Source organism: Pseudomonas sp. C27(2019) (assembly GCF_008807395.1).
Taxonomy (GTDB): Bacteria; Pseudomonadota; Gammaproteobacteria; order Pseudomonadales; family Pseudomonadaceae; genus Denitrificimonas.
In genome coordinates this window covers 1,071,452-1,087,503 of the sequence record NZ_CP043320.1, presented here as the reverse complement: position 1 = coordinate 1,087,503, position 16,052 = coordinate 1,071,452, and the positions used below count along the sequence as shown (strand labels likewise).

Here is a 16,052-nt window from a genome sequence, read left to right as displayed (position 1 = left end):
CATTTTAAGCAAACAAAGTCCCAGCAACTGCTTTACACAACGGATATTGGCACTGCAGTTGTTGCAATAAATAAAGGCTGTACACCTTTTATTGCAACACCCCTGCGCATGCTGGAGTGATGCATTACGTCATCTGAGCCTCTGCCTTGCATAGAGGCTCAGATGACTACAGCGCAGTGCCTTAAGCACAAATAGCACTCCCCTTATGTATCAGGCGCACGTAAAGCTTCGCTAAGCTGATCAACCACCAGCGCCCACTCGCCATCAGAGTTGAGCTTTTCTTCTAGGAACTGACGCTGCCCAGCATTCCAAAACTCAGCATCGAGCAAATTCACATCATCTGCCAAGCGATGCTCTTTAATGAATCGCGCAACACCCTCAGGCGTTGCATCCAAGCCCAACTGTAAAAACAAGTTAGTCATACGTACTGTTGTAGGCATAAGACTGCTCTCCATATTTAGTGTTTGCTGGATAACCATACCCGCAATTCTACAACTTTGCCCATACTAGCTCACAGCAAGGCAGGCAATGTGTTGCATCTGCCTGCTTGGCAGGCAGATGCACTGACAACGGTTGTGTTCTTAAGGAGTCTTGCGCAAATCGAGCCAACATGACAGATATTCATGAGTGCTGCGCTAGGTCTGTGGCAAGCGCAGCCATGAATGGCGCAGCGCCCGAATCGAGCCCAGAACGGGCTCGTTGAGGGAAGAACAAACTTAGCACAGTAAGTTTTACTGACAACGGCTAACTGTTTGACTGCGCCAAGTTTTTTGGCAGCTGGTTTTGTGGAGGATAAGCTGCCAGCCTTTTAAGGCATGCATCTTATTGGCAGCCCCACCCTCCTTCACAAGCGTTAAAACGCGCCGCTAAAGGCCAGTGTCACACCGCGACCTGCAGCTTTTAACTCTTGGCCACTGAGACCATCAGTCAGATGCTCATGGTATTTTTCATTGGTTAAGTTGCTCAACTGCAGGTCAACATGGCTGCTTTTTAAGCCAGCCAGCGCACCAAAGCCATAACCTACACGCGCATCGGCGGTAATAAAGCTATCAGTTTTATCTTCACTGCCATTACTGAACTTCTTAGCGATACGGTCTTGCTTAGCTACAGCACGCAAACCTGTGTGCCAAGAAAAACCACGCTCAGCCGGCTGGCCAATACCCAGACGCAACTCATTGGCAGGCATTTGGTACAGCGGCTCATTGTCTTGCTTGTTTTTACCACGCATCCAAGTAAAGCCTGCATCCACCACAAACACACTGAGCGGCACTTCTAAATTGCCCTCAAGGCCATAGATCACGACTTTATCGAGGTTTTCAGTGCGTTTAATATCCATACCGTTGACGTGTTTTTTTCCAGTCACACGCCCAGCAATATAGTCATCAATGCGGGTGTAAAACGCGGCCAACTGGAAAGCCTGTAAACCATCACGCCCTTTTAAACCCAACTCAACACTACTCGAACGTTCAGAGTCCAACTGCGGGTTACCGATATGATAATAACTGTCGCCGCGTGCTGAATCCTCAAAGCGCTCGCGCATATCAGGTGCACGGTAGGCTTGGCCGACATTGGCATACAGATTTAAAGTATCGGTGAGCGGCTGTACTGCACCCAACGACCATGACAGATTATTGCTGCTGTTACTTAAACCGGTGGTTTGCGCCGCTGGTCCTGTCCCTTTCACTTTCGCATCACCCTTGGTGCGATCATAACGCAAGCCTGCCGTCATTAATGTACTGCCAATGGAAAACTCGTCTTGCACAAACACCCCCAGCGAGGTCACTTCACCGTCTTTAAAGGGGTCGTTACGCATGTTGTTATTAAACAACGGTGCATTGTTATCCATATAACGCTCTGGATCACCGGTCATCTTCCAACCATCCACACCCACTGTCAGCCAGTGTGAATCCGTTAGCGCACCGTTCCATTGGCTGCGTAAACCATGGGTAATAAAGCTGACATCATTGCGTACCCAGTCACGGTTTAAATTTTTCGAATAGGCGCGAATCTCACGATAGACCTCTTGACGGTACACATCCGTTGACAGCGTGCCGCCCAGCAATGGTGCATCCAAACCCAAGGCATACATCTCGCGCTGCTGCTTAGGCGAGTGAATGGTGACCTTGCCCAGAGGTGGCGGCAAGCCTTCACCACCTGGTTTGCCTGCGGTACGCGCAGAGCCAGGGTACCAGACGTCATCATCATTGTGGTGCTGCACATTGGCGCGCAGCACGTAGTCATCAGCGATTTTATGCTGGTACTTTAACAATAGCGTGTCGGACTCATAACCGGTCTTTTTCTCACGGCCATTGGGGCTTTTATAATTACCGACATCACGTCCGGCAATGCCAACGACAAAGCCTTGCTCGGCATTACTGCCTTGCAACAGCAGCGCACCGCTGTAGCCATGATCAACGCTGCTGGCCGAGGCACCAAAACGTCCACCCAGCTCGGCCTGATCAGTAAAGCGTGGCTCTGGGGTCAGCAAATTCACCACACCACCCATAGCACCGCTGCCATGCATCACAGAGCCTGGGCCTTTCACGACTTCAACACGGTCGAGCAGACCTAAATCTAGAAATGAAGCCAACGCCCCCTGCGGTTGTGCCGAGTTCACTCGAAAACCATCGACCATCACCACCACGCTTTCGCGCTTTAAACCCCGCAGTACTGGGTTTTGCCCCCATGCACCATCACTTTGTAGGGCCATACCGGGCTGACCACGCAACAAGTTGCCCGCAGGCCCTTGGCTGGTCGCTTGCGGTTTAATCACATTGATAGCTTGTGGTGTATCAAAGCTATCGCTGGCATAGCCGCGCGCGGTGACAACGCTGTCATCAAGCTGCAAGTCAGCAGCATACGCCGGCACACTGATGGCAGCCAAACAGGCCAAGGTTAATCGCGATAAAGGAAAGGACATAGAACAGATGCTCCGCATTGGTAAGGACATTAAGTATGAACAGTGAATGCGCGACACTATAATCTAAATGATAATCACTCTCAATTGATTTTTATCAAAAGACCTAAAATTCTCTCAAAAGAAGTAGATAATGCAGCGCACCACCTTGCTTTTATCAATGCAATTTTGTCGTTTATAGCAGCGCTATTCGCCAATGCTCGATACAGCAATGCAGTGATCGTGCGCAAAACTCAAGTAAAACAGGTTAAACTGCTGCGATTATTTGAGCTGGGGAATATTTTATGGCCAAAGCAATGGCGCGACATATCTTAGTAAAAACCAAGGAAGAAGCAGAGGCAATTAAAGTTCGATTAGATAAAGGTGACCCATTTGACAAATTGGCGCGCAAGTATTCAACCTGCCCGTCCGGCAAGAAAGGCGGTGATTTAGGTGAGGTGCGCCCAGGGCAACTGGTCAAATCAATTGATAATGTCATCTTTAAAAAGCCCGTGCGGATGATTCACGGACCGGTTAAATCTTCGTTTGGTTACCACTTAGTTCACGTGTTTTTTCGCGACTAAGTGGCGAGGTGTGACACGCTTAAACCAATACGCCTTGGCTGCGCAGGTAATCATCATAGGTACCGCTAAAGTCTTTGATGCCATGCTCGCTCAGCTCAATAATGCGCGTGGCCAAGGATGAAACAAACTCACGGTCATGGCTGACAAAGATTAGCGTACCTGGGTAGTTTTCCAGCGCTAGGTTCAAGGCTTCAATGGATTCCATATCCAAGTGGTTAGTCGGCTCATCCATCACCAGCACATTCGGCTTTTGCAAAATCAGTTTGCCAAACAGCATACGGCCTTGCTCACCACCGGAAATCACTTTGACAGATTTTTCAATGTCATCACCAGAAAACAGCATACGGCCTAAGGTGCCGCGTACCATTTGCTCGCCTTCAGTGGTCCAGCGCCCCATCCAGTCAAACAAGTTCATGTCATCGGCAAAGTCATCAGCGTGATCTTGTGCGTAATAGCCAATTTCAGCGCTATCGGTCCATTTCACGTGACCACTCATAGGGGTCAGTTCGCCCATTAAAGTGCGCAACAAAGTGGTTTTACCGATACCGTTGGGGCCGAGGATCGCCACACGCTCACCAGCTTCAACCTGCAGGTTGAGATTATCAAACAACACCTCACCATCGAAGCCTTGGCTCAACTCGTGCAGCACCACTGCTTGACGGTGCAGCTTTTTGCTTTGATCAAAGCGAATAAAGGGGCTGATACGGCTGGACGGTTTCACTTCATCCAACTGGATTTTCTCAATGGCGCGGGCACGGCTGGTGGCTTGCTTGGCCTTAGAGGCGTTGGCTGAGAAGCGGCTGACGAAGGTTTGCAACTCAGCAATTTGCGCTTTTTTCTTGGCGTTATCACCCAGCAATCGCTCACGCAGTTGCGTGGCAGCGGTCATGTATTCATCGTAGTTACCGGGGAACAGGCGAATTTCACCGTAGTCCAAGTCAGCCATATGCGTGCATACACTATTAAGAAAGTGTCTATCGTGGGAAATGATAATCATGGTGCAGTTACGGTTACTTAGAATGCCTTCCAGCCAGCGGATGGTATTGATATCCAAGTGGTTGGTTGGCTCATCCAGTAGCAGCACTTCAGGATCAGAGAACAGCGCTTGCGCCAGCAGTACGCGCAATTTCCAACCTGGCGCGACTTCACTCATCGGGCCAAAGTGCTCATCGACGCCAATGCCCAGACCCAGCAATAACTCACCGGCGCGCGACTCGGCAGTGTAGCCGTCCATTTCTGCGAACTCAGTTTCCAGCTCAGCCACGGCCATACCGTCTGCTTCACTCATTTCTGGCAAGGAATAAATACGGTCGCGCTCAGCTTTAACTTTCCACAGCTCTTCATGGCCCATGATGACCGTATCAATCACAGTAAATTGCTCGTAGGCAAACTGATCTTGGCGTAATTTACCCATGCGCACATTCGGCTCTAACATCACATGGCCGGCCGATGGCTCAAGGTCGCCGCCTAAAATTTTCATAAAGGTTGATTTACCACTGCCATTGGCACCGATCAAACCATAACGGTTGTGGTTACCAAATTTTACAGAGACATCTTCAAATAAGGGTTTTGCACCAAATTGCATGGTGATATTAGCTGTGGAAATCACAAATAAATCCTGAGTAGTCGAGACGCGAATGCGTTAAAAGGCCGCGATTGTACACTTTTTGGCCGCCAGCAACACGCACAATGCTGAGCAGAGTAAAGTCAGCAGACAGACACCAGCCATAATACTGGCCGCGCACTGTATAAAACAGGCAGACACAGTATACTGTGCGCTTCTATTTTGGCTTTTCCTTATGACTGATTCTGTTCGACTCTCAAAACATTTAATTAACTTACTCGGCTGCTCTCGGCGTGAGGCACAACTCTACATTGAAGGCGGCTGGGTGCTGGTCAATGGCGCTATCATTGACGAACCCCAATTTCCCATCAGCAACCATGTGGTTGAATTACGCGCCAATGCAGTCGCTGAACCTTTGCCGGCGATTACTCTGCTACTTAATCAACCGCTGATCCCTAGCGTTACTCTTGAGCAACAGTTGGCACTGTTAAAGCCAGAGAGCCGCTGGGACGAAGACCCCAGCGATATTTTGCAGCTTAAAGGCCACTTTGCTCGCTTAAGCAGTGAACTGCCTCTGCAAGATAACGCCACTGGCTTGCAAGTGTTTACCCAAGACTGGCGCACCTTGCGCAAACTCACCGATGATCGCACCCGGCTTGAGCAAGAATATGTGGTGCAAGTCTCAGGCGAGATCAGCGCGCAAAAACTGAAACGTCTGGCGCATGCGCAAATGATCAATGGTGTTGGTCTACCAGGCTGCAAAGCCAGCCAACAAAACGAAGAACATATTCGCATGGTACTTAAAGATCCGTCTGAGGGCGTGATTGAGCGCTTATGTGCCAGCATTGATCTTGAGGTGCTAGCCATGAAGCGCATCCGTATTGGCGCTGTTTCCATGGGTAAATTACCACTCGGTCAATGGCGTTACTGCAGCCCGAGCCAAAAATTTTAATCCCTTTTTGTTTGCCGAGAATCTCTATGCTAAATAACGATGTACTGCGCAGCATTCGCTACACCCTAAACCTAAGTGATAGCGCTCTATTGGATATGCTGCACGACGTAGAACCCGAACTTGATATAGCCACTTTGCGTGGCTACTTAGCCAGCGAAGAGGATGAATCCTTTGTACGCATGGACGATGAGTTAATGGTGGGTTTTTTAGACAGTCTAATTCTCAGTGAGCGCGGCCCAAGCCCACACCCCGCACCAGCTACTGAATTGCCATTGACCAACAATACTGTTTTAAAGAAATTACGTGTGGCGTTTGCTTTGCACGAAATTGACCTGATCGATATTTTGCGTTCCGTCGATTTTGATGTATCCAAGCCTGAACTCAGCGCATTATTTAGAAAACCTGGCCACAACAATTACCGCGAATGTGGTGATCAGTTGCTGCGTCAGTTTCTCAAAGGGCTGACCTTGCGTTATCGCCCAGATGCTCAATAAAGCAGGAGGATTGTCGCGCGCACAACAGGTCGCAACTGTGGGTATAAGCGAGTGAAATTCGCATGCGATTATCCTCTGCACATGAAGATCGCAACCATGGGTATGAGCGACGTAATAGTGTCGGTATAATTGATTATTTTACGGGTATGAGCGAGCGTAATCGTACGGATATAATTGGCCATTGCTGTGAAAGTGAGCGGGCGTAATCGCGGGGATAAATAACCGCCCTTGTGTATTGCAGACGAGCCACAAGGCCGCGATAAACGGTAGGGTGGGCATTTATGCCCACGGGGTCTAATCGCGGGCACAAGTGCCCGCCCTACGATACAAGGCCGCAATCACGCAATATATTGACCGTAATCGTGCCGGTATAATTGACCACTGTTGTGGAAGTGAGCGGGCGTAATCGTACGGATATAATTGACCATTGCTGTGAAAGTGAGCGGGCGTAATCGCGGGGATAAATAACCGCCCTTGTGTATTGCAGACGAGCAACAAGGCCGCGATAAACGGTAGGGTGGGCATTTATGCCCACGGGGTCTAATCGCGGGCACAAGTGCCCGCCCTACGGCCCAAGCAAAGCGATGGGACATACAAAGCGACGGGCATGCAAATACAAGGGCGGGCACTTGTGCCCGCGTGAAAGCACCAAGCAGCCTCTTATCGCGAACATAAATATTCACCCTGCGATAATCTATAAATTTATACGTTTTGAAGGATAAACTTACCAATGAGCACCGAAACGTTTGCTGCTATGCCTGATGCACAGGGTTATTTCGGCCCTTATGGCGGTCAGTACGTGCCTGACCACCTAAAAGCCATCATGGATGATATCAATGCATCCTATGAAAAAATTTGCGCGTGCCCTGAGTTTCAAGCTGAATTGGCTGGTTTATTTGCTGATTATGTTGGTCGCCCAAGTCCTATTTTCCATGCTAAACGGTTAAGCGAGCAGCTCGGCGGTGCGCAGATTTACTTAAAGCGCGAAGACCTCAATCACACCGGCGCACATAAAATTAACCACTGCCTTGGCGAAGCCCTACTGGCCAAGTTTATGGGTAAAAAGAAAGTGATTGCCGAAACTGGCGCCGGGCAACACGGTGTCGCACTGGCAACAGCCTGCGCCTTGGTCGGCATTCCCTGTGAAATTCATATGGGCCAATCCGATATCGAAAAAGAACACCCCAATGTGGTTAAGATGAAGATCTTAGGCTGCACTTTAATTCCGGTGACCCGTGGTGCAGCCACATTAAAAGAAGCCGTCGACAGTGCCTTTGAAGAATACTTAAAAAACCCCGAAGAGTTTATTTACGCCATCGGCTCTGTGGTTGGCCCACACCCCTTCCCCAAAATGGTACGTGACTTCCAGTCGATCATTGGCAAAGAAGCGCGCCAGCAGTTCCTTGAGCGCCACCAGCGCCTGCCTGACTACGTTACTGCCTGCGTTGGCGGTGGCTCTAACTCGATCGGCATGTTTACGGCTTTCCTCAATGATAAAGATGTACAGCTGGTTGGCGTTGAGCCTGCTGGTGAAGGTTTAGATACGCAGCGTCACTCAGCAACACTAACCAAGGGTAAACCCAGCCACTTACACGGTATGGCCTGCTATGTGTTAGAAGATGCTGAGGGCAACCCTGCATCAGTACACTCAATTGCTTCAGGCCTAGACTACCCGGCCGTGGGACCACAGCACAGCTATTTAAAAGACTTAGGGCGCGTCCAGTACGACAGCGTCAACGATCAAGAATCCTTAGATGCGTTTATGCGTTTGTCGCGCGTGGAAGGCATTATTCCAGCACTGGAAAGCGCACACGCGGTCGCTTGGGCGATGCGCAAAGCGCCAACACTGACTGCTGAGCAAACGATTCTGGTCAATCTATCCGGTCGTGGTGATAAAGACGCTGACTACGTTGCGGATCTGCTCAAACTATAATTCAGGCAAAAAAATACCGCTGCGCTATTCATTCACGCAGCGGTATTTTTAAGCAAGTGCTGAATAATTATCTAGGCTGTCAGAGCGGTGTTAAAACAGGGTATTTATTCAATAATTTTAGATAACAGTTGAGCTTGTTTTTCTGGTTCTTTAGCTTCGTCTTCAGTTAGAACACGCTTAGCTTGTAAGTAGCTGGCATTCCAATATCGACTGCTGAGCTTATCAACCCGCACTCCACCGCTGCGCTTGCTGGATGAATGGATAAACTGATCATCACCCATGTAAATACCAACATGGTTGACGCGACCACGGCCACGATCATTGAACAGGATTAAATCGCCGGGCTCCAAGTCAGAGCGCGCAATAACGGGTGCATCCATCTTCAACAAGCCGCCTGTGGTACGTGGCAGCTTGATACCTAATTCTTCTCTATACACATGGCCGACAAAGCCACTGCAATCAAAACCCGTCTTACGGCTGGCACCACCATAACGATACGGTGTACCCAGCAAGGTCTTACCACGATCCAACAAGCTATCACTTAAACTCGGAAGCTCATAATCAGTAATGCCTGTTTCTTCTTGCAGTTGCACAACTGTCTGCTGCGCCTCTTCAAAACGATCTAAAACTTCAACTAAGGCACGTGAGCTCAGTTCAATTGTGTCTCGCTTAACTGAAGACACTTCGTGCTGTTCGACGTTTAAGTTGGCACAAGAGGCCAAGACTAAACAGCTGACACCGCACGCGATGCTTTTGATTAATTTAGACATACATACAAAATACTTTCGGATTTAGCGGTGCAATATGCCTTGCATTGCCGCAAAGTGCAAATGTATTGATCAATAAATGTGACTTGCTCAATGATTCGCCGTCAAAGCAAGCATCATGGAAATCTGACACAGTGGCCGCCCACTCTGAGCTTGCCACGTATTAAACGCCGCCTGCACAGCCGCTAAATCACGCTGACTGGTTGGGTGTTTTGTAACAATATCTTGTGCAATTAACGCCGCTACAACATCGCCGCCCAGCACAAAAGTATCTTTGCCAACCATGCGTAAAAAACTCGGCGCTGACAAACCACCCAGCTGATAACCTCGTTTAGCTAAGTATCGCCACAGTCCAACAATATCCTGCTCAGGCCATTGTGCTATAAACCCACCAAAACTGCCGTGCTCCTGACGGATATCTAACAGCATCTGCGCATTGCGTGGCACGCTTTTGAGTTTACCTAGATGGCGAATAATACGCGTGTCCTGCATCAGACGCTCAATATGCTCAGCGCTCATCAGCACCACTTTTTCAGGGTCAAAACCCCAAAAAACAGTTTCAAAGTTCGGCCATTTAGCATCGACAACACTGTGCCGCAAGCCTGCACGGAACACTCGCAAGGCCATTAACGACAGATAACGATCATCACTCATAGCGGCAAGCTCAGCAGCTGTGGCAGGTTTAGGCAAACGTGCTTCTAGGGCGGCCAGCGAACCAAAACGATTGATGCCATACTCAAGCATCCATTGAACGTCGCGCATAAGGTTATCCATGTTCTCTGCAGCTATTGCCTGCAGTTAATCAGTCTTGTTTGGCATGTTGCGCCATTAGACGCTGCGCCATTTCATCTAAAAGTTTCTGTTCTTGCTTGTCAGCGGACTTTCTCACTTCTTCACGGTAGCGTTGCACCAACTTACGCAAGCCCTCTAAACGCGCATAGGCTTGCTGCCATGTTGCCTGGCTGAGACTGACATTTTGCTCATGCCACAGCACGCTCTTTTCTTGCTGACTGACCGCTGTTTCGAGTTGTGATAAAAAACGTTGATAGTTCATCAACCACTGACCGCTCACACCACTCTGACCTTTATCAATCCACTGCTGCTGATAGTCATCTCGGTATTGCTGTAAGTTTTGCAGCTGTTGCTGTGCTTTCTGCAAAGCGTTTTGATACTGATTGAGTTTAGCCGTGGCTTCACGCTCTGCAGTTTGCGCCATATCAACTACCGGCAATAGACGCTGGATACGTTTATTCATCCGAGGTTCAACTTAACTTAGGGGTGCAGGATGAGCGACAGTAAATAGATGCTCTGTACTTTTTTCAAGTGTTTCCGTCTCACGCAACCCTTGTCGTAAATAGGCGGACATGTACGGATAGCGTTCAATGGCTAAATCTGTATCTTTATCACCACCGGCGACATAGGCGCCAACACTAATAAGGTCACGACTCTGCTGGTAGCGCGTCCACAACTTTTTAAAGAAATGCGCGGCTTGCAAATGTTCTTCAGAGACCACTTGCGGCATCACTCGACTGACTGAGGCGCTGATATCAATCGCAGGATAATGACCTTCTTGTGCTAAGTCTCGGGACAAGACAAAGTGACCGTCCAACACCCCACGCGCGGCATCGGCAATGGGATCTTGCTGATCATCACCTTCGGACAAAACAGTGTAGAAAGCGGTAATCGAACCACCCCCTTGCTCAGCATTACCGGCACGCTCCACCAATTTAGGTAATTTAGCAAATACCGAGGGTGGATACCCTTTAGTGGCTGGTGGTTCACCGATTGCCAAGGCGATTTCACGCTGCGCCTGCGCATAGCGGGTTAAAGAATCCATCAGCAGCAAAACATTGTAATCTTTATCACGAAAGTATTCGGCTATACGCGTGCAGTACATCGCCGCACGTAAGCGCATCAGCGGCGCATCATCCGCCGGTGACGCCACGACAATGGCGCGCTTAAGGTCTTCTTCACCGAGAATATCTTCAATAAACTCTTTCACTTCACGGCCACGTTCACCAATCAAGCCGACAATCACAATATCGGCTTTGGTAAAACGTGTCATCATGCCCAGCAATACACTTTTACCGACCCCGGTACCGGCAAATAAACCAATACGCTGGCCGCGGCCCACAGTTAACAAACCATTGATACTGCGAATCCCTACATCTAGAGGTTCGCTGATGGGATGACGTTGTAGAGGGTTAATTGCCGGCCCTTCCATCTGCACCCACTCTTCAGCCTCGATACGCCCTTTACCATCTAGCGGGCGCCCAGCACCATCCAAAACCCGTCCCAGCATCGACAGGCCCATTGGCATGCGATCAGTGCCTGCCATCGGCACCACGCGAGCACCTGGAGCAATACCATTGAGGTTGCCAATGGGCATCAAAAAGACTTTCTCGCCGGAAAAGCCCATGACCTCAGCTTCCACTTGTACCGCTTGATAGCCATCATTATTAATCACCAAACAACGGCTGCCGACCGGTACATGTACGCCTTGTGCTTCTAAGGTCAAGCCCACCATGCGAATCAGACGACCCTCAACCAGCGGTTGTTTAGACAGCTGAACAGCGCTTTTATAGCTGGCTAGACGGGTGGCAAAACGGGTGCGCTGCAGTTGCATACAGTCTCCAAGTCAGTTAACAGGCGGCGCGTCATCAATGGCCGGCTCTTTATCTGCTGCACTATCCGGCATGTCAGCATCACTATCAAGCGTATCAGCATGTATAGGCTTAGGCTCTGCAACCTGCGACTGCTCAGATAGAGCTTGCTGATGATCAGCTGCGACCTGTTGCTCTGCGAGTGAAGACTGCGCAACAGGTTCATCCAACACTTCTGTGGCTTCTACTGTTTCTACAGGCTGCTCAAGCGTGCTATCTACGGCTTCAAGATCAACCTGCAAGTCAGGCTCAAGAGGCTGGCTTTTTAACTCTCGCTGCTGCTCTAAAATCTGCGTAGCGATATGCTCAATGCGGGTCTCAATGCTGGCATTGATTTGCGTGTTGACTGACTCAAAACGACAACCGCCTGGTAACAGTTCATCGTCTTCTATAATTTTCCAGCTTTCTTCATGGCGCTCGCGCAGTGCTTTAATCTGCTCAAAATCCTGCGGATTGATATATACGCGCACCGCTTCGCTGCCGATGGGTAACAGTTTGAGCGACTCACGTACCACCTGTTTAATTTGGCTGGAATCAATTTTCAGCTCACGCTGAATGACTTGCTGACTGATCTGCAGAACCAACTCAAGCATTGCTTCTTCAAGCTGCTGATCTTGATTGGCAATCGGCTCGAACAGCTCGCGCATAATATTTTCCAGCGTCTGCACTTTACTGGCTAATGCAACCTCTGCTTCTTGCGCGGCTTTAAGTTGTCCAGCATGGAAGCCATCTTTTTCACCGGTGCTAAAACCTTCATTCCAAGCATCTTGGCGAATCGCCTCAACCTCATCAAGCGTCAAAGGTTTGACGTCTTCTATGGTAACCTCTTCAACGCGCACGCTGTCTTCAACTGCAGCGTCGCCTTCAGTCACTCCCGGCTCTACAGCCAGTTCTTCGCTCGGCTGATCAAAACTGGGCAAATCCCAAAGACTAAAAGCCTCACTTTGTTGCGCGCTAAGAAGCTCACTGCTGGGTTTTTTATCAGTCATAACTACAGCATCTCTTCGCCACCTTTACCACCCAGCACAATTTCTCCGGCTTCTGCCATGCGGCGGGCAATGGTAAGGATTTCTTTTTGTGCCGATTCAACTTCGCTGATACGCACCGGCCCTTTCGCCTCTAAGTCATCACGCAGCAATTCAGAGGCACGCTTTGACATGTTTTTAAAGATTTTCTCTTTGATCGCTTCATCAGCACCCTTGAGCGCTAGCACTAAAACATCCGAAGAGACTTCACGTAGCAACGACTGAATACCACGATCATCAACATCGGCCAAGTTATCAAAGACAAACATAAGGTCTTCGATTTTCCCTGATAGGTCTTGATCAAGCTCACGAATTGCATCAAGCAATGGCCCTTCGACAGAACTGTCTAAGAAATTCATGATATCTGCTGCCCGCTTTACCCCGCCCATAGTGGTGCGCGAGGTATTGGAGCTGCCAGAAAACTGTCGCTCTAAAATAGTATTAAGCTCTTTAAGTGCCGCAGGTTGAATCGTATTAAGCGCTGAAACCCGCAGCATAATATCCAGACGCACCTTATGATCAAAATGGCCTAATACTTCACCGGCCTGATCAGGATCTAAATAAGCAACAACAATGGCTTGAATCTGTGGGTGCTCATAGCGAATCACATCAGCAACTGCGCGTGGCTCCATCCATTTAAGACTGTCTAAACCGCTGGTATTACCGCCCAAAAGAATACGATCAATTAGGTTACCGGCTTTATCTTCGCCCAGCGCTTGAGTCAGCATTTTTCTAATATAACCATCAGCGCCAACACCTAGACCAGTTTGATCACTAACCACTTCAACAAACTCGCCCATAACCTGCTCAACTTGGTCGCGATGTATATTGCGCATTTGCGCCATCGCTGAACCAACTCGCTGCACTTCTTTAGGCCCCATATGCTGTAGAACTTGCGCAGCATCGGTTTCACCAAGTGATAGCAGCAAAATCGCGGCCTTATCAACTTTACTAAGCTTGCTCATAGCTTTATCACTCATCAGCGTTAATCCATTGTTTTACAACTTCTGCCACGCGCCCAGGCTCCTCAGCAACCAAGCTTTTAATGGCGTTAAGCTGGGCATCATAGCCTTCAGTTGGGCTGGGTAATAATACACTTTGCGGCCCACCGAGACTGACACGATCCTCTTCTAAATCCATACTAGGGTCGTCTTCATCAGTCAATTGCTTGCGCGCAGCCAGCTCTTTTGACGCGCCTGCTCCGACTACATTACGCAGCAAGGGGCGCAATACACCAAAGACCAACACTAAGATAAAGACAACGCCCAATACTTGCTTAACAATATTCCAGAACCAAGGTTCAGTGTAAAAGGGAATTTCTATGATTTCCTCTGCCTGCACCGCTGCAAAAGGCGCATTAATCACACTGACACTGTCACCACGACTGGCATTAAAACCAACAGCGTCCTGAACTAAGCGGGTAAAGCGGGCAATATCTTGCTCTGCCCATGGAATACGCGTGGCCTCACCGGTTTCAGGGTTAACAATGACGCGATCATCAACAACAACGGCAACAGATAAACGCTGCAAACGCCCCTGGTCTTGCTTGGTATAGCTGATCGAACGATCCAACTCAAAATTGCGGGTTGACTGCTCACGCTTGTCATTCGGGTAAGGCGCCAGCATGGCCAGGCCCGTTGTCGGGTCAATAATTTGCTCGCCATTAACATCCAATAAGGGTTGACCAGCAGCCACTGGCCCGTCTGCGGCTGCCGCCCCACCAGCTACTTGCGGCGCTGCTGCAGCACCCGGTGGTTGATTGCTGAGCGCACCAGGCACACCCTGTGGGCCACTGCTGACTTGACGTTGCTCAATCACAGACTGCTCGCTGCGCAGCGCGGGTTGATCAGGATTGAAGGTTTCCGAGGTCGACTCAATAGCACTGAAGTCAACATCAGCCGACACCTCAGCTTTGTAATGATTAGCACCCAAGATAGGCAACAAGATGTTATGTACGCGCTGAGTAAATAAATCTTCAAGACGGCGTGAATAATCAAATTGTTTACCGGCACGAGCCATGGCCGATAGTTCATGTTGGTCAGATAATAAATTGCCTTTTTGGTCAACAACAGTGACTTGCGCTTTGTTCAGCTCAGGCACACTGGTGGCAACCAAATTAATGATGGCCATCACCTGGCTTGGCTCAAGGCTACGCCCAGGGTACAGCTCTACCAACACCGACGCACTAGGCTTGCGCTCATCACGCACAAACACAGAGCTTTTCGGAATAGCAAGGTGGACACGTGCGGCTTTAACATTGTTTAAACTGGAAACGGTACGCCCTAGCTCACCCTCCAAACCACGACGGTAACGGGTTGTTTCCATAAACTGACTGGTGCCTAGGCCTTGTTCTTTATCGAGAATTTCAAAACCAATAGAGCTATCCGTTGGCGTTACGCCCGCTGTAGCAAGCTGCAAACGCGCATTGGCTAAATCTGACGCTTTGACCAACAAGGCGCCAGAATTAGGCTCAACCCGATAACTGATGCCGGCAGTGCTTAATGTTTCTACCACTTGACTGGCATCTAAACCAGTTAAGCTGGCATACAGGGGCCGGTAATCAGGCTCTTGTGACCACAAAACAACTGCAAAGCCTATCGCTACGCTGGCCGCTAAGCCGACCAATAACGCAACCTGACGTAAAGCAGGCATTTGCGATAAATTTTCTAAAAATGCTAACCCTGCAAAGGCTGGCTTGGCAGGCTGCCCCGTGGTTTGTGGTGTGTTTGCTGTTGCGTCAACCATGATCTATCGCCCCTAAACTGGCATCTGCATAATATCTTGATAAGCCTGAACCAGCTTATTTCGAACTTGCGTCATTGCTTGGAATGACACACTCGCTTTTTGTGAGGCAATCATAACATCGGTCAAATCGACGCCACTTTGCCCCATTTCAAAGGCTTTAGCGAGCTGGTTTGATGCTTGCTGAGTTTCATTCACTTTACCAACCGCCTGCCCTAGCATGTCAGCAAAGTTCGGCCCGTCTGCTGGTGCTGTCTGTGCAGCAGCAGTCGGCGCAGTGCGCGCCATAGCATCAGCTTGCATGGCACGCATTTCTAACATCAACCGATTAAATTCTATACCTTGGCTCATTTTTATCTCCCATCGCTTCTTTGACGCTTTGCGACACTTACTGAGATAAAAGCAATTTCCAGGCCAACTAGTAAAATGGAT

At 49.3% G+C, this 16,052-nt stretch carries 14 protein-coding genes and 1 pseudogene; 4 read left to right on the top strand and 11 right to left on the bottom strand.

Translation table 11 applies throughout. From position 1 onward, the window contains the following. Positions 1–203: 203 nt before the first annotated feature. The gene (locus FXF61_RS05080) at positions 204–440 is read right to left on the bottom strand and encodes a DUF2789 family protein (protein ID WP_151184240.1); all 237 of its coding nucleotides are present in this window, start codon (positions 438–440) and stop codon (positions 204–206) included. Positions 441–853: 413 nt separating this feature from the next. Next, the gene (locus FXF61_RS05075; protein ID WP_151184239.1) at positions 854–2,920 is read right to left on the bottom strand and encodes a TonB-dependent siderophore receptor; all 2,067 of its coding nucleotides are present in this window, start codon (positions 2,918–2,920) and stop codon (positions 854–856) included. 281 nt (positions 2,921–3,201) lie between these two features. Here FXF61_RS05075 and FXF61_RS05070 point away from each other — a divergent pair, with 281 nt between their 5' ends. After that, on the top strand, positions 3,202–3,480 hold the full coding sequence (locus FXF61_RS05070; RefSeq protein ID WP_151184238.1) for a peptidylprolyl isomerase: 279 nt from the start codon (positions 3,202–3,204) through the stop codon (positions 3,478–3,480). 19 nt (positions 3,481–3,499) lie between these two features. Here the strand turns inward: FXF61_RS05070 and FXF61_RS05065 are convergent, their stop codons facing one another. Further along, entirely contained in the window at positions 3,500–5,089 is a 1,590-nt protein-coding gene (locus FXF61_RS05065) for an ABC-F family ATPase (RefSeq protein ID WP_151184237.1), read from the bottom strand. A 190-nt stretch (positions 5,090–5,279) separates the two neighbouring features. Here FXF61_RS05065 and FXF61_RS05060 point away from each other — a divergent pair, with 190 nt between their 5' ends. The 3 genes from FXF61_RS05060 to trpB all read left to right on the top strand — a co-directional run bounded on the left by FXF61_RS05060 (position 5,280) and on the right by trpB (position 8,423). After that, the gene (locus tag FXF61_RS05060) at positions 5,280–5,996 is read left to right on the top strand and encodes an rRNA pseudouridine synthase (protein WP_151184236.1); all 717 of its coding nucleotides are present in this window, start codon (positions 5,280–5,282) and stop codon (positions 5,994–5,996) included. 26 nt (positions 5,997–6,022) lie between these two features. Beyond that, positions 6,023–6,490 carry a DUF1456 family protein gene (locus FXF61_RS05055; protein WP_151184235.1) on the top strand — a complete coding sequence of 156 codons (468 nt, stop codon included), beginning with the start codon at positions 6,023–6,025 and terminating at the stop codon, positions 6,488–6,490. 730 nt (positions 6,491–7,220) lie between these two features. Beyond that, positions 7,221–8,423 (top strand): tryptophan synthase subunit beta, encoded by a 1,203-nt coding sequence (trpB, locus tag FXF61_RS05050; protein ID WP_151184234.1) that lies wholly within the window; start codon positions 7,221–7,223, stop codon positions 8,421–8,423. 104 nt (positions 8,424–8,527) lie between these two features. Here the strand turns inward: trpB and FXF61_RS05045 are convergent, their stop codons facing one another. From FXF61_RS05045 to fliE, 8 genes and pseudogenes are all read right to left on the bottom strand, one after another. Then, a complete protein-coding gene (locus FXF61_RS05045; RefSeq protein ID WP_151184233.1) occupies positions 8,528–9,193 on the bottom strand; it encodes a C40 family peptidase in 666 nt (221 codons plus the stop codon). 87 nt (positions 9,194–9,280) lie between these two features. Further along, positions 9,281–9,952, bottom strand: a complete 672-nt coding sequence (locus FXF61_RS05040) for a DNA-3-methyladenine glycosylase I (protein WP_151184232.1) — start codon at positions 9,950–9,952, stop codon at positions 9,281–9,283. Positions 9,953–9,992: 40 nt separating this feature from the next. Then, positions 9,993–10,445 (bottom strand): flagellar export protein FliJ, encoded by a 453-nt coding sequence (gene fliJ / locus FXF61_RS05035; RefSeq protein ID WP_151184231.1) that lies wholly within the window; start codon positions 10,443–10,445, stop codon positions 9,993–9,995. A gap of 12 nt (positions 10,446–10,457) precedes the next feature. After that, positions 10,458–11,816: a flagellar protein export ATPase FliI gene (gene fliI, locus FXF61_RS05030; protein WP_151184230.1), complete on the bottom strand. Its 1,359-nt coding sequence runs from the start codon at positions 11,814–11,816 to the stop codon at positions 10,458–10,460. 258 nt (positions 11,817–12,074) lie between these two features. Then, a pseudogene (gene fliH / locus FXF61_RS05025) lies at positions 12,075–12,842 on the bottom strand (flagellar assembly protein FliH); the annotation flags it as partial. A gap of 2 nt (positions 12,843–12,844) precedes the next feature. Next, a complete protein-coding gene (gene fliG / locus FXF61_RS05020) occupies positions 12,845–13,858 on the bottom strand; it encodes a flagellar motor switch protein FliG (RefSeq protein ID WP_151184228.1) in 1,014 nt (337 codons plus the stop codon). Further along, positions 13,851–15,623 carry a flagellar basal-body MS-ring/collar protein FliF gene (gene fliF, locus FXF61_RS05015; protein ID WP_151184227.1) on the bottom strand — a complete coding sequence of 591 codons (1,773 nt, stop codon included), beginning with the start codon at positions 15,621–15,623 and terminating at the stop codon, positions 13,851–13,853. Before fliF ends, fliG begins: the two co-directional genes overlap by 8 nt. A gap of 12 nt (positions 15,624–15,635) precedes the next feature. Then, positions 15,636–15,971: a flagellar hook-basal body complex protein FliE gene (gene fliE / locus FXF61_RS05010; protein ID WP_151184226.1), complete on the bottom strand. Its 336-nt coding sequence runs from the start codon at positions 15,969–15,971 to the stop codon at positions 15,636–15,638. Between the last annotated feature and the right edge of the window lie 81 nt (positions 15,972–16,052).

Coding starts and splice junctions, on each gene's coding strand:
- FXF61_RS05080 (WP_151184240.1), bottom strand. CDS start 440: ATGCCTACAACAGTACGTATGACTAACTTGTTTTTACAGTTGGGCTTG.
- FXF61_RS05075 (WP_151184239.1), bottom strand. CDS start 2,920: ATGTCCTTTCCTTTATCGCGATTAACCTTGGCCTGTTTGGCTGCCATC.
- FXF61_RS05070 (WP_151184238.1), top strand. CDS start 3,202: ATGGCCAAAGCAATGGCGCGACATATCTTAGTAAAAACCAAGGAAGAA.
- FXF61_RS05060 (WP_151184236.1), top strand. CDS start 5,280: ATGACTGATTCTGTTCGACTCTCAAAACATTTAATTAACTTACTCGGC.
- FXF61_RS05055 (WP_151184235.1), top strand. CDS start 6,023: ATGCTAAATAACGATGTACTGCGCAGCATTCGCTACACCCTAAACCTA.
- trpB (WP_151184234.1), top strand. CDS start 7,221: ATGAGCACCGAAACGTTTGCTGCTATGCCTGATGCACAGGGTTATTTC.
- FXF61_RS05045 (WP_151184233.1), bottom strand. CDS start 9,193: ATGTCTAAATTAATCAAAAGCATCGCGTGCGGTGTCAGCTGTTTAGTC.
- FXF61_RS05040 (WP_151184232.1), bottom strand. CDS start 9,952: ATGCGCGACGTTCAATGGATGCTTGAGTATGGCATCAATCGTTTTGGT.
- fliJ (WP_151184231.1), bottom strand. CDS start 10,445: ATGAATAAACGTATCCAGCGTCTATTGCCGGTAGTTGATATGGCGCAA.
- fliI (WP_151184230.1), bottom strand. CDS start 11,816: ATGCAACTGCAGCGCACCCGTTTTGCCACCCGTCTAGCCAGCTATAAA.
- fliG (WP_151184228.1), bottom strand. CDS start 13,858: ATGAGTGATAAAGCTATGAGCAAGCTTAGTAAAGTTGATAAGGCCGCG.
- fliF (WP_151184227.1), bottom strand. CDS start 15,623: ATGGTTGACGCAACAGCAAACACACCACAAACCACGGGGCAGCCTGCC.
- fliE (WP_151184226.1), bottom strand. CDS start 15,971: ATGAGCCAAGGTATAGAATTTAATCGGTTGATGTTAGAAATGCGTGCC.